This is a genomic window from Pseudoxanthomonas sp. GW835-FHT14C01 (assembly GCF_058793715.1).
In genome coordinates this window covers 371,108-396,056 of sequence record NZ_JBXAGB010000002.1, presented here as the reverse complement: position 1 = coordinate 396,056, position 24,949 = coordinate 371,108, and the positions used below count along the sequence as shown (strand labels likewise).

At 65.9% G+C, this 24,949-nt stretch carries 31 protein-coding genes; 4 read left to right on the top strand and 27 right to left on the bottom strand.

The genetic code is table 11. From position 1 onward, the window contains the following. Window position 1: 1 nt before the first annotated feature. The 4 genes from AC1Q5B_RS08510 to AC1Q5B_RS08495 all read right to left on the bottom strand — a co-directional run bounded on the left by AC1Q5B_RS08510 (window position 2) and on the right by AC1Q5B_RS08495 (window position 3,724). The gene (locus AC1Q5B_RS08510; protein ID WP_492631254.1) at window positions 2-985 is read right to left on the bottom strand and encodes a malate dehydrogenase; all 984 of its coding nucleotides are present in this window, start codon (window positions 983-985) and stop codon (window positions 2-4) included. 79 nt (window positions 986-1,064) lie between these two features. Further along, window positions 1,065-2,267, bottom strand: a complete 1,203-nt coding sequence (locus AC1Q5B_RS08505) for a pyridoxal phosphate-dependent aminotransferase (RefSeq protein ID WP_492631253.1) — start codon at window positions 2,265-2,267, stop codon at window positions 1,065-1,067. A 127-nt stretch (window positions 2,268-2,394) separates the two neighbouring features. Beyond that, entirely contained in the window at window positions 2,395-3,222 is an 828-nt protein-coding gene (locus AC1Q5B_RS08500) for a lysozyme inhibitor LprI family protein (protein WP_492631252.1), read from the bottom strand. A 4-nt stretch (window positions 3,223-3,226) separates the two neighbouring features. Next, complete coding sequence (locus AC1Q5B_RS08495) at window positions 3,227-3,724, bottom strand: peptidylprolyl isomerase (protein ID WP_492631251.1); 498 nt, start codon at window positions 3,722-3,724, stop codon at window positions 3,227-3,229. Window positions 3,725-4,090: 366 nt separating this feature from the next. Here AC1Q5B_RS08495 and typA point away from each other — a divergent pair, with 366 nt between their 5' ends. The 4 genes from typA (at window position 4,091) to AC1Q5B_RS08475 (ending at window position 11,676) form a co-directional block, all read left to right on the top strand. Continuing rightward, window positions 4,091-5,920, top strand: a complete 1,830-nt coding sequence (gene typA, locus AC1Q5B_RS08490) for a translational GTPase TypA (RefSeq protein ID WP_492631250.1) — start codon at window positions 4,091-4,093, stop codon at window positions 5,918-5,920. Window positions 5,921-5,935: 15 nt separating this feature from the next. Then, the gene (locus AC1Q5B_RS08485) at window positions 5,936-6,406 is read left to right on the top strand and encodes a DUF2127 domain-containing protein (RefSeq protein ID WP_492631249.1); all 471 of its coding nucleotides are present in this window, start codon (window positions 5,936-5,938) and stop codon (window positions 6,404-6,406) included. 51 nt (window positions 6,407-6,457) lie between these two features. Continuing rightward, the gene (locus tag AC1Q5B_RS08480; RefSeq protein ID WP_492631248.1) at window positions 6,458-8,056 is read left to right on the top strand and encodes an amidase; all 1,599 of its coding nucleotides are present in this window, start codon (window positions 6,458-6,460) and stop codon (window positions 8,054-8,056) included. Between the two features lie 101 nt (window positions 8,057-8,157). After that, a complete protein-coding gene (locus AC1Q5B_RS08475) occupies window positions 8,158-11,676 on the top strand; it encodes a bifunctional diguanylate cyclase/phosphodiesterase (protein ID WP_492631247.1) in 3,519 nt (1,172 codons plus the stop codon). A gap of 16 nt (window positions 11,677-11,692) precedes the next feature. On the opposite strand, the gene AC1Q5B_RS08470 is transcribed toward AC1Q5B_RS08475, so the two are convergent. From AC1Q5B_RS08470 to rplV, 23 genes are all read right to left on the bottom strand, one after another. Then, the gene (locus AC1Q5B_RS08470; RefSeq protein ID WP_492631246.1) at window positions 11,693-13,087 is read right to left on the bottom strand and encodes a class II 3-deoxy-7-phosphoheptulonate synthase; all 1,395 of its coding nucleotides are present in this window, start codon (window positions 13,085-13,087) and stop codon (window positions 11,693-11,695) included. Between the two features lie 51 nt (window positions 13,088-13,138). Further along, window positions 13,139-13,654, bottom strand: a complete 516-nt coding sequence (locus AC1Q5B_RS08465) for a disulfide bond formation protein B (RefSeq protein ID WP_492631245.1) — start codon at window positions 13,652-13,654, stop codon at window positions 13,139-13,141. 160 nt (window positions 13,655-13,814) lie between these two features. After that, window positions 13,815-14,189, bottom strand: coding sequence for a 50S ribosomal protein L17 (gene rplQ, locus AC1Q5B_RS08460; protein WP_492631244.1), 375 nt, complete (start codon window positions 14,187-14,189; stop codon window positions 13,815-13,817). Between the two features lie 193 nt (window positions 14,190-14,382). Continuing rightward, window positions 14,383-15,381: a DNA-directed RNA polymerase subunit alpha gene (locus tag AC1Q5B_RS08455; RefSeq protein ID WP_056878832.1), complete on the bottom strand. Its 999-nt coding sequence runs from the start codon at window positions 15,379-15,381 to the stop codon at window positions 14,383-14,385. Between the two features lie 50 nt (window positions 15,382-15,431). Then, a complete protein-coding gene (gene rpsD / locus AC1Q5B_RS08450; RefSeq protein WP_056878831.1) occupies window positions 15,432-16,061 on the bottom strand; it encodes a 30S ribosomal protein S4 in 630 nt (209 codons plus the stop codon). A 14-nt stretch (window positions 16,062-16,075) separates the two neighbouring features. Then, window positions 16,076-16,468, bottom strand: a complete 393-nt coding sequence (gene rpsK / locus AC1Q5B_RS08445) for a 30S ribosomal protein S11 (RefSeq protein WP_055941307.1) — start codon at window positions 16,466-16,468, stop codon at window positions 16,076-16,078. 12 nt (window positions 16,469-16,480) lie between these two features. Next, window positions 16,481-16,837 (bottom strand): 30S ribosomal protein S13, encoded by a 357-nt coding sequence (rpsM, locus tag AC1Q5B_RS08440; protein ID WP_055943298.1) that lies wholly within the window; start codon window positions 16,835-16,837, stop codon window positions 16,481-16,483. 340 nt (window positions 16,838-17,177) lie between these two features. Next, window positions 17,178-18,539: a preprotein translocase subunit SecY gene (secY, locus tag AC1Q5B_RS08435; RefSeq protein WP_162338024.1), complete on the bottom strand. Its 1,362-nt coding sequence runs from the start codon at window positions 18,537-18,539 to the stop codon at window positions 17,178-17,180. Window positions 18,540-18,546: 7 nt separating this feature from the next. Continuing rightward, window positions 18,547-18,990 carry a 50S ribosomal protein L15 gene (gene rplO, locus AC1Q5B_RS08430; protein WP_082563251.1) on the bottom strand — a complete coding sequence of 148 codons (444 nt, stop codon included), beginning with the start codon at window positions 18,988-18,990 and terminating at the stop codon, window positions 18,547-18,549. Further along, window positions 18,990-19,181 (bottom strand): 50S ribosomal protein L30, encoded by a 192-nt coding sequence (rpmD, locus tag AC1Q5B_RS08425; RefSeq protein ID WP_055941302.1) that lies wholly within the window; start codon window positions 19,179-19,181, stop codon window positions 18,990-18,992. The genes rplO and rpmD overlap by 1 nt, the downstream gene beginning before the upstream one ends. Next, a complete protein-coding gene (gene rpsE, locus AC1Q5B_RS08420) occupies window positions 19,174-19,716 on the bottom strand; it encodes a 30S ribosomal protein S5 (protein WP_055941300.1) in 543 nt (180 codons plus the stop codon). Before rpsE ends, rpmD begins: the two co-directional genes overlap by 8 nt. Window positions 19,717-19,875: 159 nt before the next feature. Next, window positions 19,876-20,232 (bottom strand): 50S ribosomal protein L18, encoded by a 357-nt coding sequence (gene rplR, locus AC1Q5B_RS08415; protein ID WP_055941298.1) that lies wholly within the window; start codon window positions 20,230-20,232, stop codon window positions 19,876-19,878. Window positions 20,233-20,261: 29 nt separating this feature from the next. Continuing rightward, window positions 20,262-20,789, bottom strand: a complete 528-nt coding sequence (gene rplF / locus AC1Q5B_RS08410; protein ID WP_192201780.1) for a 50S ribosomal protein L6 — start codon at window positions 20,787-20,789, stop codon at window positions 20,262-20,264. Window positions 20,790-20,805: 16 nt separating this feature from the next. Beyond that, window positions 20,806-21,204 (bottom strand): 30S ribosomal protein S8, encoded by a 399-nt coding sequence (rpsH, locus tag AC1Q5B_RS08405; RefSeq protein ID WP_093296356.1) that lies wholly within the window; start codon window positions 21,202-21,204, stop codon window positions 20,806-20,808. A 204-nt stretch (window positions 21,205-21,408) separates the two neighbouring features. Next, entirely contained in the window at window positions 21,409-21,714 is a 306-nt protein-coding gene (gene rpsN, locus AC1Q5B_RS08400) for a 30S ribosomal protein S14 (RefSeq protein ID WP_062352415.1), read from the bottom strand. Between the two features lie 20 nt (window positions 21,715-21,734). Next, window positions 21,735-22,277 carry a 50S ribosomal protein L5 gene (gene rplE, locus AC1Q5B_RS08395; protein ID WP_055941290.1) on the bottom strand — a complete coding sequence of 181 codons (543 nt, stop codon included), beginning with the start codon at window positions 22,275-22,277 and terminating at the stop codon, window positions 21,735-21,737. 11 nt (window positions 22,278-22,288) lie between these two features. Then, window positions 22,289-22,606, bottom strand: coding sequence for a 50S ribosomal protein L24 (gene rplX / locus AC1Q5B_RS08390; RefSeq protein WP_162338026.1), 318 nt, complete (start codon window positions 22,604-22,606; stop codon window positions 22,289-22,291). Between the two features lie 15 nt (window positions 22,607-22,621). Further along, a complete protein-coding gene (gene rplN / locus AC1Q5B_RS08385) occupies window positions 22,622-22,990 on the bottom strand; it encodes a 50S ribosomal protein L14 (protein WP_013535986.1) in 369 nt (122 codons plus the stop codon). Window positions 22,991-23,004: 14 nt separating this feature from the next. After that, the gene (gene rpsQ / locus AC1Q5B_RS08380; RefSeq protein WP_492631243.1) at window positions 23,005-23,271 is read right to left on the bottom strand and encodes a 30S ribosomal protein S17; all 267 of its coding nucleotides are present in this window, start codon (window positions 23,269-23,271) and stop codon (window positions 23,005-23,007) included. A 12-nt stretch (window positions 23,272-23,283) separates the two neighbouring features. After that, a complete protein-coding gene (gene rpmC, locus AC1Q5B_RS08375) occupies window positions 23,284-23,469 on the bottom strand; it encodes a 50S ribosomal protein L29 (RefSeq protein WP_055941284.1) in 186 nt (61 codons plus the stop codon). Continuing rightward, window positions 23,469-23,882: a 50S ribosomal protein L16 gene (rplP, locus tag AC1Q5B_RS08370; protein WP_055941282.1), complete on the bottom strand. Its 414-nt coding sequence runs from the start codon at window positions 23,880-23,882 to the stop codon at window positions 23,469-23,471. Before rplP ends, rpmC begins: the two co-directional genes overlap by 1 nt. 6 nt (window positions 23,883-23,888) lie before the next feature. Beyond that, a complete protein-coding gene (gene rpsC / locus AC1Q5B_RS08365; RefSeq protein ID WP_056878821.1) occupies window positions 23,889-24,608 on the bottom strand; it encodes a 30S ribosomal protein S3 in 720 nt (239 codons plus the stop codon). Window positions 24,609-24,610: 2 nt separating this feature from the next. Further along, on the bottom strand, window positions 24,611-24,946 hold the full coding sequence (gene rplV, locus AC1Q5B_RS08360) for a 50S ribosomal protein L22 (protein WP_055943295.1): 336 nt from the start codon (window positions 24,944-24,946) through the stop codon (window positions 24,611-24,613). Window positions 24,947-24,949: the final 3 nt, after the last annotated feature.

Sequence of the window (24,949 nt, the reverse complement as noted above, 5' to 3'; positions counted from 1 at the left end):
ATCAGAGCAGGTGCGCCACGCCGCTGCGCTCTTCTTCCAGCTCGCCCAGCGTCTTGTCGATCGCGGCCTGGCTGAAGGCGTCGACCGGCAGGTCCTTCACCATCGTGTACTCACCGTTCTCGGTGGTGACGGCGAAGCCGAACATCACGCCTTCCGGAATGCCGTAGCTGCCGTCGGACGGGATGCCCATCGTCACCCACTTGCCGTTGCTGCCCAGCACCCAGTCGCGCACGTGGTCGATGGCGGCATTGGCGGCCGAGGCGGCCGACGACAGACCGCGGGCCTCGATGATCGCCGCGCCGCGCTTGCCGACCTTCGGGATGAACTCGTTCGCGTTCCAGTCGGCGTCGTTGATCTTGTCCTTCAGCGACTGGCCGTTGACGGTGGCGAAGCGGTAGTCCGGGTACATGGTCGGGCTGTGGTTGCCCCACACGACCAGCTTCTCGATGTCGCCGACGGCCACGCCGGCCTTGTTGGCCAGCTGCGACAGCGCGCGGTTGTGGTCCAGGCGCAGCATGGCGGTGAAGTTCTTCGCCGGCAGGTCCGGCGCGGACTTCATCGCGATGTAGGCATTGGTGTTGGCCGGGTTGCCGACCACCAGCACCTTGACGTTGCGGCTGGCGACCTTGTTCAGCGCAGCGCCCTGGGCGGTGAAGATCTTGGCGTTCTCCAGCAGCAGGTCCTTGCGCTCCATGCCCGGGCCGCGCGGACGCGCGCCGACCAGCAGGGCCACGTCGGCGTCCTTGAACGCGACTTCCGGATCGTCGGTGCCGACGATGCCGGCCAGCAGCGGGAACGCGCAGTCTTCCAGCTCCATGATCACGCCCTGCAGCGCGGCCTGGGCCTTCTCCAGCGGCAGCTCGAGCAGCTGCAGGATGACCGGCTGGTCCTTGCCCAGCATTTCGCCGGAAGCGATGCGGAACAGCAGCGCGTAGCCGATCTGGCCAGCAGCGCCGGTGACGGCAACACGGACGGGGGTTTTCATGGTGCGGATCCTCGGGGTTTCGTAGGGCGGGCAGTGGCCCGCCGCGTGGGGACAGCGTGGGCCATGGCCCACAGTGCGGTTACTTCAACTCGGCGAAAAATTCCTGGAAGCGTTGCAGGCCCGGCGCGAGCTGCGGCGTCGGGCAGGTGTAGCTGATGCGCAGCGCGCGCGGCTCGCCGAACGCGGAGCCCGGCACGCAGGCCACGCCTTTCGCTTCGAGCAGCGCGTTGCAGAAATCGACGTCGTTCTCGATCTTCACGCCGTCGTGCGACTTGCCGAACGCGCAACTGATGTCCGGAAACACGTAGAAGGCGCCCTGAGGACGCGGGCAGACCACGCCCGGGATCGCTTCCATCGCCGCCAGCACCTGGTCGCGCTTGGCCTGGAACTCGGCATTCTTCTGCGCGGGCACGTCCTGCGGACCGGTCAGCGCGGCGATCGCCGCCGCGGTGACCACTTCCGGCACGTTGGTGATGTGGTTGGAGTTCATCGTCGTCAGCGCTTTCGCGACGGACTCCGGACCGGCCATGAAACCGACGCGCCAGCCCGGCATGCCGTAGGTCTTCGACAGCGAATCCACGAACACCGTGCGTTCGCGCAGTTCCGGCCGCGCCTGCACGAAGTTGGTGTAGGCCAGTCCGTCGAACAGCATGCGGTTGTAGATGTCGTCGGTGATGATCCAGGTGTCCGGATACTTCACCAGCACGTCGGCCAGCGCGGCGATCTCGTCGCGCGTGTAGACCATGCCCGTCGGGTTGGACGGGTTGTTGAACAGGAAGACTTTCGGCTTGTGCGTCGCCAGCGCTTCGTCGAGTTGCGACGGCGTCAGCTTGTAATCCTGGCTCGCCGGACACGGCAGCGGCACGGCCTTGGCGTTGACGATGTCGGCGATGTCGGCGTACGTGGTCCAGTACGGTGACGGATAGACGATGGTGTCGCCCTCGTCCAGCAGCGACTCGGCCAGGTTGTACAGGATGTGCTTGGCGCCGATGCCGGTGGCCAGATTGGCGCGCGTGTAACCGGTCAGGCCCAGCGCTTCGATGTGCTGGAGGAAAGCATCCAGCAGCGCATCGGTGCCGCGGTTGCTGCCGTACTGGCCGGAGTCCTTCGCCAGCGCGTCGCGCGTGGCCTGGTAGACGTGGTCGCCAGGCAGGAAATTCGGAACGCCGATCGAGAAGCTGATGATGTCGCGGCCGTCGGCCTTCAGCTTCTTGGCCTTCTCGGCCACCGCCATGATCGCACTTGGCTTGGCGCGACCGATGCGCCGGGCAAGCAGGGGCATTGCACAACCTCGCGTGGGAACGGTTAAGGAGCGTCGCCGCCGTCTTTTTTGCGGCGCAAAATGGTATCACGCCACCCCGCCGCGACCGACTAGCCCATGGTCTAGGCCAGCGGGTCAGCGGAGCCGCCTACTGGTAGTCCACGACGTCGCCCAGGTCGTAATTCTCGTCGAAATAGGCTTGCCACTGGGCGTAGGCCGCGCGCAGGCAGGCCGGCGAGTCGCACGCATCCAGCTGTCGGGTCGCAGCCGTCACGGTACGGTCGCCGTCGGGATAGCGGTCCGCCAGTTCCTTGAACTGCCTGCGCATGCCGGCGTCGAGCGCACCGAACTCTTCATGCCCGCAGACCAGCGCCGCACGCACGCTGCCAGCGGGCGCGTCGGTATCGCAGGCGCCCGGATCATTCCGTTGGCCTGCGGTACGGAACGCCTTCGCGACGCCCTCGCGATCGCGGATGGTCAGGCGGCGCACGAAACCCAGGTCTTCGGTCTGCCCGCCGCCCCAGGTGATGCGCAGGGTGAATGCACCCTCTGTCGCTGCGTCCGCCACCTTGCGCACCGTGATGGTTTCGCTGGGCCCGGTGTCCGAGGTCACATGCAGGGCCAGCGTGCCGTTGTCCAGATCGACATCCTCGACAGCGCTGTCGAGCCACACGCCGTCGCGAACGACCCGCAACCCGCCGTCGACCTGCCACTCGAAGAGATAGAGGGTCTCCGCATCGTCGCCCTCGCTCTCCTCCGTGCTCCACAATCCTTCCAGGCTCCGCTGGAAACTTTCCGCCGAAGGCGACTCCACTTCCGGCACCGCCTCGATGGGGTCGGTATCAGCATCCTGACGGCACGACGCCACCATCACGACGGCCACGAGCAGCAGGGCCATGCGCATCAGGCGCAGGCAACGGTCCTTCATGGTGGTGCTCCCGAAGAAAAAGGGCCGGTCAGTGACCGGCCCCTTCATTCCATCACGCGGACAGGAAGCGGTTCCACTCCGCCACGCGCTCGGCCTTGGCGGCCAGCACGGCATCGGTGTCGCCGGCGATGGTGACCTTGGTGATCAGGTCGCCCTGCTTCACAGCGTCGACCACGTCCAGACCCTCGGTGACCTTGCCGAACACGGTGTGCTTGCCGTCCAGCCACGGGGTGGGCACGTGGGTGATGAAGAACTGGCTGCCGTTGGTGTTCGGGCCGGCATTGGCCATCGACAGCACGCCGCGCTCATGGCGCACGCCGTTGGTGGTCTCGTCCTCGAAACGGTAGCCCGGGCCGCCACGGCCGGAACCCTCGGGGCAGCCGCCCTGGACCATGAAGTCCGGAATCACGCGATGGAAGTTCAGGCCGTCGTAGAAGCCGCGCTTGGCCAGGTTGACGAAGTTGGCCACCGTCAGCGGGGCCTTGTCGGGGTACAGCTCGATCGTGATCGGGCCGCGCGAGGTGTCGAAGGTGGCGGTCAACTGACTCATGGAACGGTTCTCCAGGGTGAAATAAAGGAATGCGGCGCAGCGGCCGGCCTTCCCTGCCCCGCCCGGCATCGGACGGCGGCGACGGAACGCCGCACGGCAGGCCTGCCCTCCCGGCCGATCTCGACCGGGACTGCGATGGAAAGATCGGCCCCGCGCAGGGCGAGGCCGGCCCTGTTGCCAGATCACGGCGCCGGCCGGGGATTTCAAGGTCGGGTCCCGGCGACGACGTTCATTCTGGTGTTTTTCGATAAATCAGGTGCTTAGCGCACCGCAGCCCGCTATAATACGCCGCTTCTTTCCGCCCCCGTCCTCGCGCCCTGCCCCTTCGAAGGGATATCCGGGTGCGCTTTTCCGATCCCAGAATCCATGTCCATCGAAAACCTCCGCAATATCGCGATCGTCGCGCACGTCGACCATGGCAAGACCACCCTCGTCGACCAGCTGCTGAAGCAGTCCGGCACCCTCTCCGAGCGCACCGTGCTGGCCGAGCGCGTGATGGACAGCAACGACCAGGAAAAGGAACGTGGCATCACGATCCTGGCCAAGAACACCGCCATCACCTGGCAGGGCAACCGCATCAACATCGTCGACACCCCGGGCCACGCCGACTTCGGCGGCGAGGTCGAGCGCGTGCTGTCGATGGTCGACACCGTGCTGATCCTGGTCGACGCGATGGACGGCCCGATGCCGCAGACCCGCTTCGTCACGCAGAAGGCCTTCGCGATGGGCTTCAAGCCGATCGTGGTGATCAACAAGGTCGACCGCCCCGGCTCGCGTCCCGAGTGGGTCGTGGAGCAGGTGTGGGACCTGTTCGACCGCTTGGGCGCCACGCCCGAGCAGATGGATTTCCCGATCGTCTACGCGTCGGCGCTGAACGGCTACGCCGGGCTGGAAGACAGCGTGCGCGGCGGCGACATGACCCCGCTGTACGAAGCGATCATGAAGCACGCGCCGAAGCCGGAAGTCGATCCGGAAGGCGCCTTCCAGATGCGCATCAGCCAGCTGGACTACAACAACTTCGTCGGTGTCATCGGCATCGGCCGCATCCAGCGCGGCACGCTGAAGAAGAACATGCCGGTCGCCGTCATCGACCGCGAAGGCAAGAAGCGCCAAGGCAAGGTGCTGCAGGTGCTGGGTTTCCTGGGCCTGGAGCGCATCGAGCAGGACAGTGCCGAGGCCGGCGACATCGTCGCCATCTCCGGCATCCAGGACCTGACGATCTCCGACACCGTCTGCGCGCTGGACACCCCGGAAGCGCTGCCGGCGCTGACCGTCGACGAGCCGACCATCTCGATGACCTTCCAGGTCAACAACTCGCCGTTCGCCGGCCACAAGGACCTGTCGGGCGGCAAGTTCCTGACCAGCCGCCAGCTGAAGGAGCGCCTGGAGCGCGAGACCGTGCACAACGTGGCGCTCAAGGTCGAACAGCTGGAAGACGCGGACAAGTTCCTGGTCTCCGGCCGTGGCGAACTGCACCTGTCGGTGCTGATCGAGAACATGCGCCGCGAAGGCTATGAACTGGCCGTGTCGCGTCCGGAAGTGATCATCAAGGAAATCGACGGCCAGATGATGGAGCCGATCGAGCAGCTCGTCGTCGACGTGGAGGAAACCCACCAGGGCGGCGTGATGGAGAAGCTGGGCACCCGCAAGGGCCAGCTGAAGAACATGGAACCGGACGGCAAGGGCCGTGTGCGCCTGGACTACCAGATCCCGGCGCGCGGCCTGATCGGCTTCCAGAACGAGTTCAAGACGCTGACGCAGGGCTCGGGCCTGCTGTTCCACGTGTTCGACCATTACGGCCCGAAGGAACAGGGCGCCATCGCCAAGCGCCTCAACGGCGTGATGATCGCCAATGCGCCGGGCGCCACGCCGGCCTACTCGCTCGGCCCGCTGCAGGAGCGCGGCAAGCTGTTCGCCGCTGAAGGCGACAACGTGTACGAAGGCCAGCTGATCGGCATCCACTCCAAGGACAACGACCTGACCGTCAACGCGATCAAGACCAAGCCGCTGACCAACATGCGCGCCTCGGGCAAGGACGATGCGATCCAGCTGACCCCGGCGATCAAGTTCTCGCTGGAACAGGCGCTGGACTTCATCGATGACGACGAACTGGTCGAAATCACGCCGAAGGAAATCCGCCTGCGCAAGAAGTTCCTGACCGAAAGCGATCGCAAGCGCGCCTCGCGCGCCGCCTGATCGCCGCACCGCGCCTTGGAGACCTCCGCGTACAACCCGGATCCCAGGGCGCATCCCGGCCTGCACGCCATCGCCCTGTTCGAGGGCGCCAAGGGCGTGCTGGCCCTGGCCTTCGCTGGCGGCCTGCTGGCGCTTGGCCCGGATCGACTGCGCGAGAGCGTGCAGGCGATCGTCACGCGTTTCATCCCCGGTGCCGGTCCCGGGGTGATGAGCCAGTGGCTGGACCGCATCAATCCCGAATCCATCCACGTCACCGTCCTGATCGTGGCGGTGTACGCCGGCATGCGCCTGCTGGAAGGCTGGGGCCTGTGGCGCGCACGCGCCTGGGCCTCATGGCTGGGCTGCATCGGCTCGGCCGCGTACCTGCCGCTGGACGTCTACGCGCTGTACCACCACCCCGGCTGGCATACCTGGGCGCTGCTGATCGTCAACCTGGTGATCGTGTGGGTGCTGTGGCGCGACATCCGCCGTCGCCGGACGATTTGACGCGCGGCCCGACGGCTGCGTAGCCTGCGGCAACCCCGCGAAGGTGCCCGCATGCGTCGATCCCTGCCGCCGCTTGGCCTGATGCTCGCCCTGGCCGCCTGCCAGCCGGCGCCGCCACCGGCCAGAGCGGCGCCGGCGCCCACCGATTTCATCTACGCCGAACTCGACATCGCCGACCTGCAATCGCGCATGCAGTCCGGTGAACTCGACAGCCGTCGCCTCACCCGCGCCTACCTCGACCGCATCGCCGCCGTCGACAAGGCGGGGCCGCAGCTGAACGCCGTCATCGAACTGAATCCCGATGCGCTGAAGGAAGCCGCGCTGCGCGACGTGGAGCGGCGCGCCAATGCCGTGCGGGGACCGCTGCACGGCATTCCGGTGCTGCTGAAGGACAACATCGATGCCGTGCCGATGGCCACCTCCGCCGGCTCGCTGGCGCTGAAGGATTTCCGGCCAGGCCGGGACGCCTTCCTGGTGCGGCGCCTGCGCGAGGCGGGCGCGGTCATCCTCGGCAAGACCAACCTGAGCGAGTGGGCGAACTTCCGTTCCACGCATTCCACTTCCGGCTGGAGCGGACGCGGGGGCCAGACCCGCAATCCCTACGCGCTTGACCGCAATCCGTGTGGATCGAGCTCCGGCAGCGCGGTGGCGGTATCGGCCAACCTCGCCACGATCAGCGTGGGGACCGAAACCGATGGCAGCATCCTCTGTCCCGCCGCGATCAACGGCGTGGTGGGGCTGAAGCCGACCGTCGGCCTGGTCAGCCGGCAAGGCATCCTGCCGCTCTCGCACAGCCAGGACACCGCCGGCCCGATGGCCCGCAGCGTGTCGGATGCGGCGCTGCTGCTGGCCGCGCTGGCGGGACGCGATGCCGCGGATGCCGCGACCACCCAGGCGACCTGGAACACCACGCTCGACTACAGCGCACGCCTGAAACCGGGTGCACTGAAGGGCGCCCGCATCGGTGTACTGCGCAGCAAGGCGGCGATCCATCCCGACGCCGCCGCCGCGCTGGAAGGTGCGATCCAGGTGATGCGCGAAGCCGGCGCGATCATCGTCGACGCGGAGATCCCGACCGACGGCCAATGGAACGCGGACGAGATGCAGCTGATGCTGTACGAGTTCAAGCATGGTCTTGAGCGTTACCTGGCCGAGCGCAATGCACCATTGACGACGCTGACGCAGCTGATCGGCTACAACGAGCGCTACCGTGTCTCGGAAATGCCGTTCTTCGGCCAGGAACTGTTCGAACAGGCCAATGCCAAGGGCGGGCTGGGCGAGGCGGAATACATCGCTGCACGCAGTCGCGCACGCCGGCTTGCGGGCCCGGAAGGCATCGATGCCGCCCTCAAGGCCCAGCAGCTGGTCGCACTCATCGCGCCCACGACCGGTCCGGCCTGGCTGACCGACCACAAGGCCGGCGACCATTTCCCGGGTGCCGGCTACGGCGCGGCAGCGGTGGCGGGCTACCCCAGCCTCACCGTCCCGATGGGCCACAGCGATGGCCTGCCGCTCGGCCTGGTCTTCATCGGAACGGCATGGAGCGAGGCGCAGCTGATCGCGCTGGGCTACGACTATGAACAACGGACCCGGGCGCGCAAGCCGCCGGAATACTGGCCGACGCTACCCGCGCGTGCGCCGCGCCGGTGACGCCCAGCCGCTAATGTGAGCCGTTTCGTGTACGACAGTGCTTGCAGCGGTGACAGGTTCGTGGCGTCATAACCCCCTATCAGCAGGCGGGGATCGCACGCGTGGAGTCTGGCGCGGACCGGGGATCGGAACTGCGGGCGTTCAGTGGACCCGGATCCACCGCCCGCCGGCGGCAGCGCAACCTGAATTCGCTTGCATGGGGCGTGCTGGTCATCGCGTGCCTGCTGTCCCTGTGGACGGGCGCGACCGCCTGGCAGCAGGCGCGCGAACATGCCCGCCTGCAGTTCGAAGCGCGTGCCGACGCGGTCGCGACCGCCGTGACCACTCACATGAATGCGTACGAGGACACGGTGCGCGCCGCGGCTGCCGCGCTAGAAGGGCGCCAGGACATCGAGCAGGACAGCTTCCTGGCGTTCGTGGAGAAACTGCAGGTCCCCACGCGCCAGTCCGGCGTGCACGGGCTGGGCTTCGCCCGTCGCGTGCGGCTGGAGGAACGCGATGCCTATGTCGCCGCGCAGCGTGCGCGCTACGGCGATGCCTTCGCTATCCATCCTGGCGGCGATCGCAACGAGTACGTCGTGATCGACCTGCTGTACCCCGCGGTGCCGGGGATGCGGCCGCTGCTCGGCAAGGACGTGATGGCGGACACCGTGCGCCGCAGCGCGATCGAGTCGGCGCGCGATACCGGAGAGCTGGCGGCGGCGCCGCTGGTGGCATTGGGCGACGCCGCCAAGGGCAGCACCGGGATGGCGGGCTTCCTGCTCTACGCACCGGTCTACGCCGATCCGGTCGCGGCACGCGAAGGCGTCGACGCCCGTCGCCGGCTGTTGCGCGGTTTCGCCACCGCCGGCTTCGGCTGGCAGCGCGTGATGGAGGACGCCATCGGTCATGTCGGAGGCGGCGAATTCGACCTGCAGTTGCGCGCGAGCGCGCATGGCGACGAGCCGATTTTCCAGACCCAGGCGCTGAAGGCCCGCTACGGCGACCACTGGCAACCGGCGTTCACCGCGCAACGCGAGCTCCACCTGCTGGGAAGCCAGTGGCGCCTGGTCCTGCAATCCCCCACGCTGCGCGACGCGTTGCCGGGGCGGGCGTCCATCGTCCTGCTGACGGTGTGCGGCATCGGCCTGGGCCTGCTGTTGTTCCTGCTGCTGCATAACCTCGCGCGCACCGAGCGCCGCAGCCGGGCGCTGCTGGACGCCGTCGCCGACCATCTCCCTGCCCTCATCGCCTACATCGACGGCAGCGGCCGCTATGGCTTCGCCAATCGCGCGTGCCGCGCATGGTCGGGAACGCGCGACGACTGGCGCGATCGCCCGGTGGATGAGGTGCATGCCGACGCCCCGGACTTCCTCGCCTCGCTCAAGCGCGCGATGCAGGACTGCACGCCCGACCATTGGCTCGCCTGGGAAGCCGAACTGGGGCAGCCGGCACGCGCGATCCACCTCTGTCTGGTGCCCGACGTCGAATCCGGCCGGAAGATCGTCGGCTGGTATCTGATGGGCAACGATGTCAGCGAGCAGCGCCAGGCGCATCGCGACCTGGCGATGGCGCGCGACCATCTGAAGCGCGTCACCGACCGCCTGCCGGCGATGATCGCGCAGTTCGATGCGCACCATCGCCTGGTCTTCCACAACCGTGCCTTCGCCGACCAGGTCCGCTGGCGAATCCCGCCACGCGCCGGCGTCGCGATGCGCGACCTGTTCGGCGAGGACGCCTACCAGCGCCGCATGCCGCATATCGAGGCAGCGCTGTCCGGCCGCGAGGGCGAGTTCGAGAGCAGCTTCGCGACGGCCGACGGCACGCGGAAGATGCACAGCTTCTACAGCCCCGACATCGACGAGACCGGCACCGTCTGCGGCTTCTTCGTCATGTCGATCGACATCACCGAGAAGGCGCGCCTCGAACATGCGCTGCACGATGCCAACGAACTGGCCGAAGTCACGCTGACCTCCATCAGCGAGGCCGTGATCACCGTGGACGTCGCCAGCCGCGTGACCTACATGAATCCGACCGCGGAAGCGCTGTGCGGCTGGAGCCTGGACCAGGCGCTGGATCAGCCGCTCGACCAGGTGGCGCCCCTGGTGCGTGTCGAAGTGCCGGGAAACGACGACGCACCGCATGCCATGGCGCAACCCGGCGACCTGCAGCTGCTTCGACGGGATGGCAGTCGCATGCTGGTGGAACGTTCGCTGTCCGCCATCCACGACCGCGACGAGCGCATGGTGGGCACCGTGATGGTGCTGCGCGACATCACCGAGTCCCGCGCCCTCAGCTCGCGCATGACGTATCTCGCCCACCACGACGTACTGACCGGCCTGCCGAACCGGCTGCAGCTCAACGAGCGCCTGGGCCAGGCGATCACCCACGCGACCAACCACGGCAACGGCATCGCGGTGCTGTTCCTCGACCTGGACCTGTTCAAGCACGTCAACGATGCGCTCGGCCACCACACCGGTGACGAACTGCTGCAGCAGGTGGCGCGGCGCATCCAGCGCAACATCGGCAACCTCGGCACCGTGTACCGCACCGGCGGCGACGAGTTCGTGGTGCTGCTGCCCAACATCCTGACGCGCGACGGCGTGCTGCAGATCGCCGACCGCCTGCTGGCCCTCGGCGGCACGCCCTACACGGTGGCCTCGCACGAACTGCACCAAGCGTTCAGCATCGGCATCAGCCTGTTCCCGGAGGACGGCTACGATGCGGCCACCTTGATGATGCGTGCCGACGCGGCCATGTACCTGGCCAAGCGCAACGGACGCAACGCCACGCGCTTCTACACGCGCGAGCTCGCCTCCAGCGTCGATGCGCGCATCGAGCTGGAAAACAGCCTGCGCCGCAGCCTGCGCAACGGCGACCTCTCGCTGCATTACCAGCCGCAGGTCGACCGCGTCAGCGGCCGCATCGTCGGTGTCGAAGGCCTCGCCCGCTGGCAGCGGGGCGACCGCCTGATGATGCCCGGCGAGTTCCTGCCGATCGCCGAAGAGACCAACCTGATCGTCGACATCGACCAGTGGGCGATCCGCGCCGCCTGCCGGCAGAACCGGATCTGGCAGCAGGCGGGACTGCCGCCGATCCGCGTCTCGGTCAACATCGCAGCCGCCAACTTCGACACCGACGATCTTGTCGACACCGTGGTGGAAGCACTGCAGGACAGCGGGCTGCCCGCCGAATTCCTCGAACTCGAAGTCACCGAGACCACCCTGATGCGCGACGTGCAGCGCACCGACCGCACGCTGCGGGCGCTGAAGGCGCTCGGCGTGCGCATCGCCATCGACGACTTCGGCACCGGCTTCTCCAGCCTCAGCTACCTGGGCAACTACGGCTTCAACGTACTGAAGATCGACCAGTCGTTTGTTCGCGAGGTGTCGGAGCCCAACCAGGCCGCCATCACGCGCGCGATCATCAGCCTGGCGGCGCAGCTGCAGTGCCGCACGATCGCCGAAGGCGTGGAGACGCTGGAACAGGCCGCCTGGCTCGCCGCCAACGGCTGCGACGAGTTGCAGGGCAACTATTTCAGCAAGCCGGTGCCGGCGGCGGAGTTCGCGAAGCTCTACGCGCGCGGCACCACATGGGATATTCCGCAGTCCACCCACGACGCCGGTACGCCGGTGCCCTGAGCGGCCGGAAAACGGATCACCGTGTCGCGGGAGCGGCCACCTGGTTCTGCTTGCGCACGATGCACATCGCGATCTCCAGCGACTGCTCGTAGTTCAGGCGCGGATCGACCGTCGAGCGATAGGCGCGCTCGAGATCCGCATCGGTCAGCTCGCGCGCGCCACCGGTACATTCGGTAACGTCTTCACCGGTCAGCTCCAAGTGCACGCCGCCCAGGCGCGTGCCGGCGGCGGCATGCAGGTCGAACGACTGCTCGACCTCGCTGCGCACGTTGTCGAAGCGCCGCGTCTTGAACCCGTTGCTCGTGCTTTCGGTGTTGCCGTGCATCGGATCGCAGACCCACAGCACGCGACGGCCATCGCGGCGCACCGCATCGAGCAGCGGCGGCAGCTTGTCGGCGATCTGCGCGGCACCCATGCGATGGATGAAGGTCAGGCGTCCGGCTTCGTCCTCGGGGTTCAGCACGTCGATCAGCCGCAGCAGCTGGTCCGGCGTGACCGACGGCCCGACCTTGATCGCGATCGGATTGCGCACGCCACGCAGGTATTCCACGTGCGCGCCATCGACGGCGGCGGTGCGCATGCCGATCCACGGATAGTGCGTACTGAGGTTGAACCAGCCCCACTGGCGGGGCACCTCGCGGGTCAACGCTTCCTCGTACGGCAGCAGCAGCGCTTCGTGCGAGGTGTAGAAGTCGATCCGGTTGAGGTTGTGCACCTCGGAACCCGACAGCGTCTCCATGAACCTCACCGCGTCGCCGATCGAGGCGACCATGTGCTGGTACTCGTTCGCCAGCGGCGAGTAGCCGACCCAGTTGAGGTTCCAGTATTCGGGATGGTGCAGGTCGGCGAAGCCGCCGTCGATCAGCGCACGCACGAAGTTCATCGTCATGGCCGAGCGCGCATGCGCCTTGATCATGCGGCGCGGATCGGGCACGCGCGCCGCCGCGGTGAATTCCGGCGCATTGACCACGTCGCCGCGGTAGCTGGGCAGCGTGACGCCATCCCGTGTCTCGGTATCCGCCGAGCGCGGCTTGGCGTACTGCCCGGCGAAGCGACCGACGCGTACGACCGGCAGGCGCAGGCCGTGCACCAGCACCAGGCTCATCTGCAGCAGCACCTTCAGCCGGTTGGAAATCAGGCCCGACTCGCAGTCGCTGAAATTCTCGGCGCAGTCGCCGCCCTGCAGCAGGAAGCGCTTGCCTTCCTGCGCTTCGGCCAACTGCTTCTTCAGCGAGAAGATTTCCCACGAGGTCACCAGCGGTGGCAACTGGCGCAGCTCACCCAGCGCGGACGCCAGGGCCTCGGCATCGGGATAGGTCGGCATCTGCATCGCCGTCCGCGCGCGCCAGCTGTCCGGTGCCCAGTGGGACGGCAGGCTGACAGCGCGCAGGTTGCGGTCGGACGGATTCATGGTGGACTCCTGGGGGCCCACCATCGTGCCAGATTGGTGCGCCGCGTCAAATCAGCGGAAGGTCGAGGTCCTGCGGGCGCGAAAACCGATCCAGAGCGCCCAGATGGCCAGCAGCACGAACCACACCAGACTCCACATCGGCATGGTCAGGCCGAGAAAACTCCAGTCGATCGTGCTGCAGTCGCCCTTGGCGGCGAGCACCTTCTGCACGACACCGAGCCAGGTGTTGTTCTCGATCATGTAATCCCAGCCCGGGCCGCAGCTCGGCATCAGCGGCGGGTACAGCTGGACCCACACATGCTTGCCCGCGATGCCGATACCGGTCGCCGCCCCCAGGAACGCCAGCACGCCGTAGACGCGCCTTCCCGTGGATCGACGGGGTCCGTGCAGGGCGCCGAGCAGGAACATCACACCGGTCGCCGCGAACGCCAGCCGCTGGAAGATGCAGAACGGACAGGGTTCGAGCTGGTGCACGAACTGCACGTACAGCGCATAACCGAGCAGGCCCGCGCAGATCGCGAAGCCCAGGAAGCACTGCGCGCGGAAACTCCAGCGAAGAGGATTCATCGGCACCGGTGGCGTGAGGTCGTGTCCGCATTATCCATGCGTGGCGGGCGTTGCGTCACCCCGTGGCGATGCGCCGCACCCACGGGAACATCCCCGCGACCGCCAAACGCAAAAACCCCGGCATTGGCCGGGGTTTTTGATGTCGCGCGGGACGCGAGGCTTATTCGGCCGCCGCTTCCGGACGGTCGACCAGCTCGACGTACGCCATCGGGGCGTTGTCGCCGGCACGGAAGCCGCACTTCAGGATGCGCAGGTAACCGCCCGGACGCGCCTGGTAGCGCGGGCCCAGCGTGGTGAACAGCGTGCCGACGGCTTCCTTGTCGCGCAGGCGAGCGAAGGCGAGGCGGCGGTTGGCGACGCCGTCGACCTTGCCCAAGGTGATCAGCGGCTCGGCGACGCGACGCAGTTCCTTGGCCTTCGGCAGGGTGGTCTTGATCAGGCCGTGCTTGATGAGCGAGGCGGCCATGTTGCGGAACATCGCTTCGCGATGGGCGCTGGTGCGGTTGAACTTGCGACCGGCTTTCTGGTGGCGCATGGGTTGGGTTCCTGTTGAATGGTGGGACGTTGGACTTCGCTGTCGCCATCCTGGCGTTGGAACAGTGGACTGCGGGTGGTCCGTACCGGCCATCCCTGACCGGAGCGTCGCGGGCCTTCAGGTCCGTCGACGGAGGTGATGCAGGTGAAGCAAAGGCACTCCCGCGTGGATGCGGGAGTGCCGTGTTACATCATCAGCCGAGCATGCCGTGCTGGGCGACACCGGCCGGCGGCCAGTTCTCCAGCTTCATGCCCAGGGACAGGCCGCGCTGCGCCAGGACTTCCTTGATCTCGGTCAGCGACTTCTTGCCGAGGTTGGGGGTCTTGAGCAGTTCGACTTCCGTCTTCTGGATCAGGTCGCCGATGTAGTAGATGCTCTCGGCCTTCAGGCAGTTGGCCGAACGCACCGTCAGCTCCAGGTCGTCGATCGGGCGCAGCAGCACCGGATCCACGCCGCTGGCCGCCTGCTTCGGCGCGCCGCGGTCGCGGTGCGTGAAGTCACCGAACACCGACAGCTGGTCGCTGAGGATGTCGGCGGCGGTGCGCACGGCTTCCTCGGCGTCGATCGTGCCGTTGGTCTCGATGTCCAGGACCAGCTTGTCCAGGTCGGTGCGCTGCTCGACGCGCGCGGCTTCCACCGCGTACGCGACGCGACGGACCGGCGAGAACGAAGCGTCCAGCACCAGGCGGCCGATCGCACGGGTTTCTTCGTCCGGACGACGACGGGCGGCGGCCGGCTGGTAGCCGAAACCACGCTCGATCTTCAGGCGCATGTTCAGCGCCGTGTCCTTGGTCAGGTTGCAGATGACCAGTTCCGGATTCAGGATTTCGACGTTGTGGTCGGTCTTGATGTCGCCGGCGGTGACCACGCCCGGGCCCTGCTTGGCCAGGCTCAGCGTGGACGAGTCGCCGCTATGGATGCGGATGGCCACATCCTTCAGGTTCAACAGCACTTCCAGCACGTCTTCCTGCATGCCTTCGATGGTGCTGTATTCGTGCAGCACGCCATCGATCTCGACTTCGGTGATCGCGAAGCCGGGGATCGACGACAGCAGCACGCGGCGCAACGCATTGCCGAGCGTATGGCCGTAACCCCGCTCCAGCGGTTCGATGACCACTTTCGCGCGATTGCCGGTCAGGCGCTCGATCTGCGGGCCGCGGGGGCGCAGCACTTGCTGAGTAATACCCGTCATGTTGCTTTGTCTCCTGCGGTCCCCCGGTCGCCCGGGGGTGCGTGAATGAATTACTTCGAGTACAACTCGACGATCAGCGCTTCGTTGATGTCGGCGGGCAGGTCCGAACGCGCCGGAACCGCCTTGAACACGCCGCTGAACTTCTTCGCGTCGACTTCGACCCACGACGGGTTCAGATCGAGCTGCTCGGCCACCGTCAGCGACTCCTGCACGCGGAGCTGCTTCTGGGCCTTCTCGGACAGCGCGATCGCGTCACCGGCCTTGATCTGGTACGACGGCAGGTTGACCGGCTTGCCGTTGACCAGCACGCCACGGTGCGAGACCAGCTGGCGGGCGGCCGGACGGGTCACGGCGAACCCCATGCGGTAGATGACGTTGTCGAGACGGGTTTCCAGCAGCTGCAGCAGGTTCTCGCCGGTGTTGCCCTTCTTGGTCGAGGCCTTCTTGTAGTAGTTGCGGAACTGGCGCTCCAGCAGGCCGTAGATACGCTTGACCTTCTGCTTCTCGCGCAGCTGGGTGGCGTAGTCGGACAGCTTGCCCTTGCGGGCGGTGGCGCCGTGCTGGCCGGGCTTCTGCTCCAGCTTGCACTTGGAGTCCAGCGCACGGGCCGGGCTCTTGAGCGACAGGTCGGCGCCTTCGCGGCGCGCGAGCTTACAGGTAGGACCGATATAACGAGCCATTTCTTATCGCCCCCTTAGACGCGACGCTTTTTCGGCGGACGGCACCCGTTGTGCGGGATGGGCGTCACGTCGATGATGTTGGTGATCTTGTAGCCCACGTTGTTCAACGAACGCACGGCCGACTCACGACCCGGACCCGGGCCCTTGATGCGGACTTCCAGCGACTTCACGCCGTAGTCCAGAGCTGCACGGCCGGCCTTTTCGGCAGCGACCTGCGCCGCGAACGGCGTGGACTTGCGGGAACCGCGGAAACCGGCACCACCCGAGGTCGCCCACGAGAGCGCATTGCCCTGGCGGTCGGTGATGGTGACGATGGTGTTGTTGAAAGAAGCGTGGACGTGGGCGACGCCGTCGGTGATGACGCGCTTGATCTTCTTCTTGACTTTGGCAGCAGCTGGCTTGGCCATGATGGTCGCCCCTTACTTCTTGATGGCTTTGCGCGGACCCTTGCGGGTGCGTGCATTGGTGCGGGTGCGCTGGCCACGCAGCGGCAGGCCGCGACGGTGGCGCAGACCGCGATAGCAACCCAGGTCCATCAGGCGCTTGATCGCGATGCCGACTTCACGGCGCAGGTCGCCCTCGACCACGTACTTGCCGACTTCGGCGCGCAGGCGCTCGACTTCCGGCTCCGACAGGTCGCGGATCTTGGTGGTCGACGCGACGCCGGCGGCTTCGCAGACCTTCTTGGAACGGGTACGGCCAATGCCGTAGATGCTTTGCAAACCGACCCAGACATGCTTCTGGGCAGGCAGGTTGACACCTGCAATACGCGCCATGACGCGGCTCTCCAACTGTGAGTATTGGCCCGTGTACGGTCGTCCCGGGCGGGATTCGCGCAGACAGGCGGAGTGAACTGGAAATTCTAGCAAGATCCGGTGTTTACGGGAAGCCCGTGCCGGCAAAGCCGACTTCGGACCGGCATGGGGAGTGTGCCCATGCTCCGGCGCCGGAACCTGCCTGATGCAAAAGCCGGGTGTCCCCTGCTCCGCCCCGCCCGCGCTACTCTGGCGCGGGACTGGCTGGTTCACACCCCCGCACCGGATCGCTGCGGGGGCCGCCCATCTAAGTCAGCCGGCCATGAAGGCCGGACTGGTGCGGGAAGCCCGCGATTATACCTCAGCCGCGGGGGGCAAGACCGCCCCGCGAACCGCCCTTCAAGTTGGCCTTCTTCAGCAGGCTCTCGTACTGGTGCGACATCAGGTGCGCCTGGATCTGCGCGATGAAGTCCATCACCACCACCACCACGATCAGCAGCGACGTGCCGCCGAAGTAGAACGACGTGCCCAGCTGCGTGCGCATCACTTCCGGCAGCAGGCAGACCGCCACCAGGTACATCGAACCGATCGCTGTCAGGCGCGTCAGGACACCGTCGACGTAATCCGCCGTGGCCTTGCCGGGACGGATACCCGGAATCAACGCGCCCGACTTCTTCAGGTTCTCGGCCGTTTCCTGCGAGTTGAACACCAGCGCCGTGTAGAAGAACGCGAAGCCGATGATCATCGCCGCGAACACGATCATGTGCAGCGGCTCTCCCGGCGCCAGCGCATTGGAGATGCGCTGCAGCCATGTGGTCGCGCCGCTGTTCTGGCCGGACCACATCGCCAGCGTGGCCGGGAAGGCCAGGATGCTGGAGGCGAAGATCGGCGGGATCACGCCGGCCATGTTGAGCTTCAGCGGCAGGAACGAGGTCTGGTTCATGTACGCGTTGCGACCGCCCTGGCGGCGCGCGTAATTCACCGTGATCCGCCGTTGTCCGCGTTCCACGAACACCACCAGGAACGTGAAGCCCAGCACCACCACCGCGATGATCAGCAGGGAGATGAAGCTCAGCGTGCCGTCGCGGAAGGCGCCGACGGTCTGGATGACCGCGCCCGGCAGGCCCGCCACGATGCCCGCGAAGATGATCAGCGAGACACCGTTGCCGATGCCGCGCTCGGTCACCTGCTCGCCCAGCCACATCAGGAAGATGGTGCCGGCGGTCAGCGCCACCACGGCAGTCAGCACGAAGCCCATGCCCGGCGCGTACACCACCGGCATGCCGCCCGGGGCGACCTGGTTCTGGAGTGCGGTGGCGATGCTGCCGCCCTGCACGATCGCCAGCAGCACGGCACCGATGCGCGAGTACTGGGTGATCTTGCGACGACCGGATTCGCCTTCCTTCTGCAGCGCCTTCAGGCTGGGGAAGATGTGCACGCCCAGCTGCATCACGATCGATGCCGAGATGTAGGGCATGACGTTCAGCGCGAAGATGCTGAAACGGTGCAGGGCGCCGCCCGAGAACATGTTGAACATGTCCACGATGCCGCCGCCCTGCGCCTGCATCATCGCAAGCATGGCATCGGGATTGACGCCCGGGACCGGGATGAAACAGCCGATCCGGTAGACGATCAGCGCGCCCAGCACGAACAGCAGGCGCTGGCGGAGTTCGGTGAACTTGCCTGCGCCTGCCAGCGCACCGGCGGCATTACCCTGCGCCATGCGTCCGTTACTCCTGCACGCTGCCGCCGGCAGCCTCGATGGCGGCCTTGGCACCGGCCGTGGCGGCCACGCCCTTCAGCACGAACTTCTTGGTCAGTTCGCCCTTCTTGACGATCTTGGCGCGCTTGGCGGTGCTGGGGACCAGCTTGGCGGCACGCAGCGCGGCGAAGTCGATCTCGCCGGCCTCCAGCTTCTCGAGCTGGTACGACAGCACTTCGGCGCAATCCAGCTTCAGCTTGGAGCGGAAACCGACCTTCGGCAGACGCTTGATCAGCGGCATCTGACCGCCTTCGAACTTCGCCTTGATCTTGCCCTTGCCCGCGCGCGCGAACGAACCCTTGTGGCCGCGACCGGCGGTCTTGCCCAGGCCGGAGCCGATACCGCGACCGACGCGGGTGCGTTCGGTACGGGCGCCGTCGGCGGGCTTCAGTGTGTTGAGACGCATGTTAATTACTCCTCGACCTTGACGAGGTAGTGAACCTTGGCGATCAGGCCGCGCACCTGCGGGCTGTCCTTCAGTTCACGCACATCGTTGAGCTTGTTCAGGCCCAGCGCCTTCACCGACAGGCGGTGGCGCGACTGGGAACCACGCAGGCCGCGCACCAGGCGCACCTTGACGGTCTTGTTGGACTCGTTAGCCATTGAGGAGTTCCTCCACCTTCTTGCCGCGCTTGGCCGCGATGCGGGTCGGCGACTGCATGTCGCTCAGGCCCTTCAGCGTGGCGCGCACCAGGTTGATCGGGTTGCGCGAACCGACGGCCTTGGCCAGCACGTTCTTCACGCCGACCGCTTCCAGCACGGCGCGCATGGCGCCACCGGCGATCACGCCCGTACCTTCCGACGCCGGCTGCATGAACACGCGCGCCGCGCCGTGGCCGGCCTTCACCGGGTGCCACAGGGTGCCGTTGTTCAGATCGACGTTCAGCATGCCCTTGCGGGCATATTCCATCGACTTCTGGATGGCGACCGGCACTTCGCGCGCCTTGCCGTAGCCGAAACCGATCTTGCCGTTGCCGTCGCCCACTACCGTCAGTGCGGTGAAGGTGAACTGGCGACCGCCCTTGACGGTCTTGCTGACGCGATTGACCGCGACCAGCTTCTCGATCATGCCGTCGTCGACTTTCTCTTCGCGGTTGCGGTCGCGATCGCGGCCCCGCGGCTGACGTTCTTCTGCCATTGCTTGAATTCCTTGGTTGTTGGGGTATGTACGGCTTGGCCGCTTATGGTTGTGGTATGGAGCGGTGACGCAACGGTCGCTGCAGAAGAGCGACCACGCCCGGCGCAGCCTGCGCCGGCAGGTCAAGGCATGGGGTCACCCCCATGCCTTTCAACAAGATTAGAACTGCAGACCGCCTTCGCGTGCCGCGTCGGCCAGGGCCTTGATGCGGCCGTGGTAACGGTAGCCCGAACGGTCGAACGCGATCTTCTCGATGCCTTCGGCCTTGGCGCGCTCGGCGATGACCTTGCCCACGCGGGCGGCGGCATCGCTGTTCTTGCCGTTCTTCAGGCCATCCTTCACATCGGCCTGCAGCGTGTTGGCCGACGCGATGACCTTGGAGCCATCGGCGGTGAACAGCTGGGCGTAGATGTGCTGGCCGGTGCGCAGCACCGACAGGCGCGGCACGCCGAGTTCGCGGATGTGCGCGCGGGTCGACTTGGCGCGGCGCAGGCGGGCGGTGTTCTTGATGCTCATGATCTGGTTCCTCGAAGCCGAAAGCCCGGTTAGGCCTTCTTCGCTTCCTTGCGGATGATGGTTTCGTCGGAGTACTTCACGCCCTTGCCCTTGTAGGGCTCCGGCGGACGGAAACCGCGGATCTTGGCGGCCACTTCACCAACGCGCTGCTTGTCGGCGCCCTGCACCAGGATTTCGGTCTGGGTCGGGGTGGCGATGGTGATGCCTTCCGGCGTCTTGAACAGGATCGGGTGGGAGAAACCCAGCGACAGGTTCAGGTCCTTGCCCTGCATCGCGGCGCGGTAACCCACACCGACCAGCTCGAGCTTGCGCTCGAAACCGTCCGACACGCCCTTGACCATGTTGGCCAGGATCGCGCGGATGGTGCCGGTGATGGCGTCGTCGGCCGGGGTGACCGGCGACAGGTTCACCGTACCGTTGTCGACATTCAGTTCGACGCCGGCCGGCTTGGCGATGGACAGGGTGCCCTTCGGGCCCTTGACGTTGAGGGTTTCGCCCTGGGCATTCAGTTCGACGCCCTTGGGGAGATTGATCGGCTTCTTGGCTACGCGGGACATGTCTGGGCTCCTTCGCTTAGGCCACGAAGCACAGGACTTCACCACCCACGCCGGCCGCACGGGCCTGCGCATCGGTCATGATGCCCTTCGAGGTGGAAATGATGGCGACGCCCAGGCCACCGAGGACCTTGGGCAGCTCGGCCTTGCCGCGGTACTGGCGCAGGCCCGAACGGGACACGCGGCTCAGCTTCTCGATGACCGGCTTGCCTTCGAAATACTTCAGGACGATCTCAAGCTCGGCCTTGTTGTTCTCGGTCTTCGTCACGCGGACGTCGCCGACGTAGCCTTCCGCCTTGAGGACGTTGGCGATCGAGGTCTTGATCTTGGAGGACGGCATCTTCACCGTCGGCTTACCGACAGCGGCGGCATTGCGAATGCGCACCAGCATGTCGGCGATGGGATCAGTCATGCTCATTAGAGTCTGCCTTATGAGTAGCACCGATATCCGCTTTCGCGAAAATCTTGTGTTGTCCCTGGGAACCCCCAGGCGGGCGGCCGGTTCCCCGACCCTCCCCCGACCGGGTCGCGGGAGCCGAACATTGTACAACAACAAGTCCGGCAGGTGCCGGACTTGTCCTTGAAACCACGGGGGAACCCCGGAGGGGCGCCCTTGGCGTCCTTACCAGCTGGCCTTGCGCAGGCCGGGAACGTCGCCGTTCATGGTGGCCTTGCGCAGCATGTTGCGGCCCAGGCCGAACTTGCGGTACACGCCACGCGAACGACCGGACAGCTCACAGCGGTTGCGCTGGCGGCTCGGCGAGGAGTCGCGCGGCAGCTTCTGCAGCTTGACGACCGCGTCGGCCTTCTCTTCGTACGAGGCGTTCTGGCTGGAGATGATCTTCTTCAGCGCGTCACGCTTCGCGGCGTACTGCTTGGCCAGCTTTTCCCGCTTGATGTCGCGGTTGACCATCGAGGTCTTTGCCATGATGTCGTTTTCCTAGCGAATCAGTTGCGGAACGGGAACTTGAACGCTTCGAGCAGCGCCTTGGCTTCGGCGTCGTTCTTGGCGGTCGTCGTGATGGCGATATCCATGCCGCGGATCGCGTCGACGGCGTCGAAGTCGATTTCCGGGAAGATGATCTGTTCCTTCACGCCCATGTTGTAGTTGCCGCGGCCGTCGAACGAACGGCCCGACACGCCACGGAAGTCGCGGACGCGCGGCAGCGAGATGCTGATCAGGCGATCCAGGAACTCGTACATCTTGGCGCGACGCAGGGTGACCTTGCAGCCGATCGGCCAGCCATCGCGGATCTTGAACGAAGCCACCGACACGCGGGACTTGGTCGTGATCGGCTTCTGGCCGGTGATCTTGGCCAGGTCGGCGACGGCGTTTTCCAGGATCTTCTTGTTGGTCGCCGCTTCACCCACACCCATGTTAATGGTGATCTTGGTGATCTTCGGCACTTCCATCGGATTGGTGTAGCCGAACTTCTTCATCAGAGCCGGCGCCACTTCTTCCTTGTAGATTTTTTCGAGACGGGTGGTCATGTCCTCATTCCTCAGGCGTCGAGCGCCTCACCGCTGGAGCGGAACACACGCAGTTTGCGTCCATCCTCCAGCACCTTGAAACCGATACGCTCGCCCTTGCCCGTTGCCGGGTTGAACAGCGCGACATTGGAGATGTGGATCGAGCGCTCGCTCTCCACCACGCCACCCGCGATACCGGCCTGCGGGTTCGGCTTGGTGTGGCGCTTGACGACGTTGACGTTGGACACGACCACGCGGTCGCCGTCCACACGCACCACATCACCCTTCTTGCCCTTGTCCTTGCCGGCGGTGACGACGACCTGGTCGCCCTTCTTGATACGGTTTGCCATTTCTATGTCCTCCGCTCAGAGCACTTCAGGCGCGAGCGAAACGATCTTCATGAACTTCTCGGAACGCAGCTCGCGGGTCACAGGCCCGAAGATGCGGGTGCCGATCGGCTCCTGCTTGTTGTTCAGCAGGACGGCGGCGTTGCCATCGAAGCGGATCAGCGAACCGTCGGGGCGACGGACGCCCTTGCGGGTACGCACGACCACGGCGTCGTAGACTTCGCCCTTCTTGACCTTGCCACGCGGGATGGCGTCCTTGACGGTCACCTTGATGATGTCGCCGATGCCGGCGTAACGGCGCTTGGAGCCGCCCAGCACCTTGATGCACATCAGTTCTTTGGCACCGGAGTTGTCGGCCGCGTCAAGGTAGCTCTGCATCTGGATCATGAGTCAGATCTCCTTTATTCGGCCGTGCGGGTGATGATTTCCACCACGCGCCAGTTCTTGGTCTTGGACATCGGGGCGATCTCGGTCACGCGCACCACGTCGCCTTCCTTGCAGCTGTTGTCCGCGTCGTGCGCGTGCAGCTTGGTGGAACGCTTGATGTACTTGCCGTACAGGGCGTGCTTGACCTGACGCTCCACCAGAATGGTGACCGTCTTGTCCATCTTGTTGCTGACGACGCGGCCTTCGATGGTGCGTTGCGCTTTGTCTTTGTTATCGCTCATCTTGGTCGCTCCTTACTTCTGGCTGCCCAGCAGGGTCTTGACGCGAGCGATCTCGCGGCGGACCCGGCGGGTTTCATGCGTCTTCGGCAGCTGGCCGGTCACCTTCTGCATGCGCAGGGAGAATTGTTCCTTGCGCAGCTCGGTCAGGTGGGCCTTCAGCTCGTCAGCCGATTTCTCGCGGAGTTGCTTGAGTTCCATTAGCGCACCGTCCGGGTCACGAAAGTGGTGGTGACCGACAGCTTGGCCGCGGCCAGGCGGAACGCCTCGCGCGCGATGTCCTCGCTGACGCCTTCGATTTCATAGATCATGCGGCCCGGCTGGATCTGGGCGACCCAGTATTCGACGTTGCCCTTACCCGAACCCATTCGGACTTCGATGGGCTTCTTGGTGATCGGCTTGTCGGGGAACACACGGATCCACATCTTGCCGCCGCGCTTGACGTAGCGGCTGATCGAGCGGCGGGCCGCTTCGATCTGGCGCGCGGTCAACTGACCGTGCGCCGTGGCCTTCAGGCCGTACTCGCCGAAACTGACGAGGTTTCCGCTCCAGCTCAGGCCTTCGTTACGGCCCTTGTGCATCTTGCGGTACTTGGTTCGCTTGGGTTGCAACATGACTGATTACCTCGCGTCGCGGTCACGAGCCGGGCGCGACGGACGTTCGCTGCGCTCGGGGCGCGCGTCGTCCTGCTTCTCCTGACCCACCTGGCTGAAATCGAAGATTTCGCCCTTGTAGACCCACACCTTGATGCCGATGATGCCGTAGGTGGTCTTCGCCTCGGCAAAACCGTAATCGATGTCGGCACGCAGCGTGTGCAGCGGCACGCGGCCTTCGCGGTACCACTCCGAACGGGCGATTTCCGCACCGTTCAAGCGGCCGGCGACGTTGACCTTGATGCCCAGGGCACCCAGGCGCATCGCGTTGCCCACGGCGCGCTTCATGGCGCGACGGAACATGATGCGGCGCTCCAGCTGCTGCGCGATCGATTCGGCCACCAGCTGGGCGTCCAGCTCGGGCTTGCGCACTTCGGTGACGTTGATGTGCGCCGGGACGCCCATCAGGTCGCTCACTTCCTTGCGCAGCTTCTCGATGTCCTCACCGCGCTTGCCGATCACCACGCCCGGACGGGCGGTGTGGATGGTCACGCGGGCGGTCTTGGCCGGACGCTCGATCAGGATCTTGGAAATGCCCGCCTGCGCCAGCTTCTTGCGAAGCATCTCGCGCACCTTGAGGTCCGCGGCGAGGTAGTCGGCGTAGTCGCGCTTGTTGGCGAACCACTTGGAATTCCAGTCCTTGGCGATGCCCAGGCGGATACCGGTCGGATGAACTTTGTGACCCATACTTATTTGCCCTCGCCCACGACCACGGTGATGTGGCTGGTGCGCTTCAGAATGCGGGTGCCACGGCCCTTGGCGCGGGCCATGAAACGCTTCAGCATCGGACCTTCGTCGACCATGATGGTCTTGACCTTCAGCTCGTCGACGTCGGCGCCCTGGTTGTTCTCGGCGTTGGCGATGGCGGACTCCACGACCTTCTTGATCAGGTGGGCAGCCTTCTTGTCCGAGAACTTCAGCAGGTTGACGGCGCGTTCGGCCGGCAGGCCACGCACCTGGTCAGCGACCAGGCGAGCCTTCTGGGGGGAGATGCGCGCGGTGCGCAGGATGGCTTTCGCTTCCATGGT

What these genes read in the sequence shown, in the direction of transcription:
- rpsK (WP_055941307.1), bottom strand. Translation starts at nt 16,468, where the DNA reads ATGGCCAAGCCAGCTGCTGCCAAAGTCAAGAAGAAGATCAAGCGCGTC.
- AC1Q5B_RS08465 (WP_492631245.1), bottom strand. Translation starts at nt 13,654, where the DNA reads ATGAATCCTCTTCGCTGGAGTTTCCGCGCGCAGTGCTTCCTGGGCTTC.
- rpsC (WP_056878821.1), bottom strand. Translation starts at nt 24,608, where the DNA reads ATGGGTCACAAAGTTCATCCGACCGGTATCCGCCTGGGCATCGCCAAG.
- AC1Q5B_RS08455 (WP_056878832.1), bottom strand. Translation starts at nt 15,381, where the DNA reads ATGACGGGTATTACTCAGCAAGTGCTGCGCCCCCGCGGCCCGCAGATC.
- AC1Q5B_RS08500 (WP_492631252.1), bottom strand. Translation starts at nt 3,222, where the DNA reads ATGAAGGGGCCGGTCACTGACCGGCCCTTTTTCTTCGGGAGCACCACC.
- AC1Q5B_RS08480 (WP_492631248.1), top strand. Translation starts at nt 6,458, where the DNA reads ATGCGTCGATCCCTGCCGCCGCTTGGCCTGATGCTCGCCCTGGCCGCC.
- AC1Q5B_RS08505 (WP_492631253.1), bottom strand. Translation starts at nt 2,267, where the DNA reads ATGCCCCTGCTTGCCCGGCGCATCGGTCGCGCCAAGCCAAGTGCGATC.
- rplN (WP_013535986.1), bottom strand. Translation starts at nt 22,990, where the DNA reads ATGATCCAGATGCAGAGCTACCTTGACGCGGCCGACAACTCCGGTGCC.
- rplR (WP_055941298.1), bottom strand. Translation starts at nt 20,232, where the DNA reads ATGAGCATCAAGAACACCGCCCGCCTGCGCCGCGCCAAGTCGACCCGC.
- rplF (WP_192201780.1), bottom strand. Translation starts at nt 20,789, where the DNA reads ATGTCCCGCGTAGCCAAGAAGCCGATCAATCTCCCCAAGGGCGTCGAA.
- rpsQ (WP_492631243.1), bottom strand. Translation starts at nt 23,271, where the DNA reads ATGAGCGATAACAAAGACAAAGCGCAACGCACCATCGAAGGCCGCGTC.
- rplQ (WP_492631244.1), bottom strand. Translation starts at nt 14,189, where the DNA reads ATGCGCCACCAGAAAGCCGGTCGCAAGTTCAACCGCACCAGCGCCCAT.
- rplX (WP_162338026.1), bottom strand. Translation starts at nt 22,606, where the DNA reads ATGGCAAACCGTATCAAGAAGGGCGACCAGGTCGTCGTCACCGCCGGC.
- rpsM (WP_055943298.1), bottom strand. Translation starts at nt 16,837, where the DNA reads ATGGCGCGTATTGCAGGTGTCAACCTGCCTGCCCAGAAGCATGTCTGG.
- rplP (WP_055941282.1), bottom strand. Translation starts at nt 23,882, where the DNA reads ATGTTGCAACCCAAGCGAACCAAGTACCGCAAGATGCACAAGGGCCGT.
- AC1Q5B_RS08510 (WP_492631254.1), bottom strand. Translation starts at nt 985, where the DNA reads ATGAAAACCCCCGTCCGTGTTGCCGTCACCGGCGCTGCTGGCCAGATC.
- rpsD (WP_056878831.1), bottom strand. Translation starts at nt 16,061, where the DNA reads ATGGCTCGTTATATCGGTCCTACCTGTAAGCTCGCGCGCCGCGAAGGC.
- AC1Q5B_RS08495 (WP_492631251.1), bottom strand. Translation starts at nt 3,724, where the DNA reads ATGAGTCAGTTGACCGCCACCTTCGACACCTCGCGCGGCCCGATCACG.
- rpsN (WP_062352415.1), bottom strand. Translation starts at nt 21,714, where the DNA reads ATGGCAAAGACCTCGATGGTCAACCGCGACATCAAGCGGGAAAAGCTG.
- AC1Q5B_RS08470 (WP_492631246.1), bottom strand. Translation starts at nt 13,087, where the DNA reads ATGAATCCGTCCGACCGCAACCTGCGCGCTGTCAGCCTGCCGTCCCAC.
- rplV (WP_055943295.1), bottom strand. Translation starts at nt 24,946, where the DNA reads ATGGAAGCGAAAGCCATCCTGCGCACCGCGCGCATCTCCCCCCAGAAG.
- rpsE (WP_055941300.1), bottom strand. Translation starts at nt 19,716, where the DNA reads ATGGCAGAAGAACGTCAGCCGCGGGGCCGCGATCGCGACCGCAACCGC.
- rpmC (WP_055941284.1), bottom strand. Translation starts at nt 23,469, where the DNA reads ATGGAACTCAAGCAACTCCGCGAGAAATCGGCTGACGAGCTGAAGGCC.
- rpmD (WP_055941302.1), bottom strand. Translation starts at nt 19,181, where the DNA reads ATGGCTAACGAGTCCAACAAGACCGTCAAGGTGCGCCTGGTGCGCGGC.
- typA (WP_492631250.1), top strand. Translation starts at nt 4,091, where the DNA reads ATGTCCATCGAAAACCTCCGCAATATCGCGATCGTCGCGCACGTCGAC.
- rplE (WP_055941290.1), bottom strand. Translation starts at nt 22,277, where the DNA reads ATGACCACCCGTCTCGAAAAAATCTACAAGGAAGAAGTGGCGCCGGCT.
- rpsH (WP_093296356.1), bottom strand. Translation starts at nt 21,204, where the DNA reads ATGAGCATGACTGATCCCATCGCCGACATGCTGGTGCGCATTCGCAAT.
- secY (WP_162338024.1), bottom strand. Translation starts at nt 18,539, where the DNA reads ATGGCGCAGGGTAATGCCGCCGGTGCGCTGGCAGGCGCAGGCAAGTTC.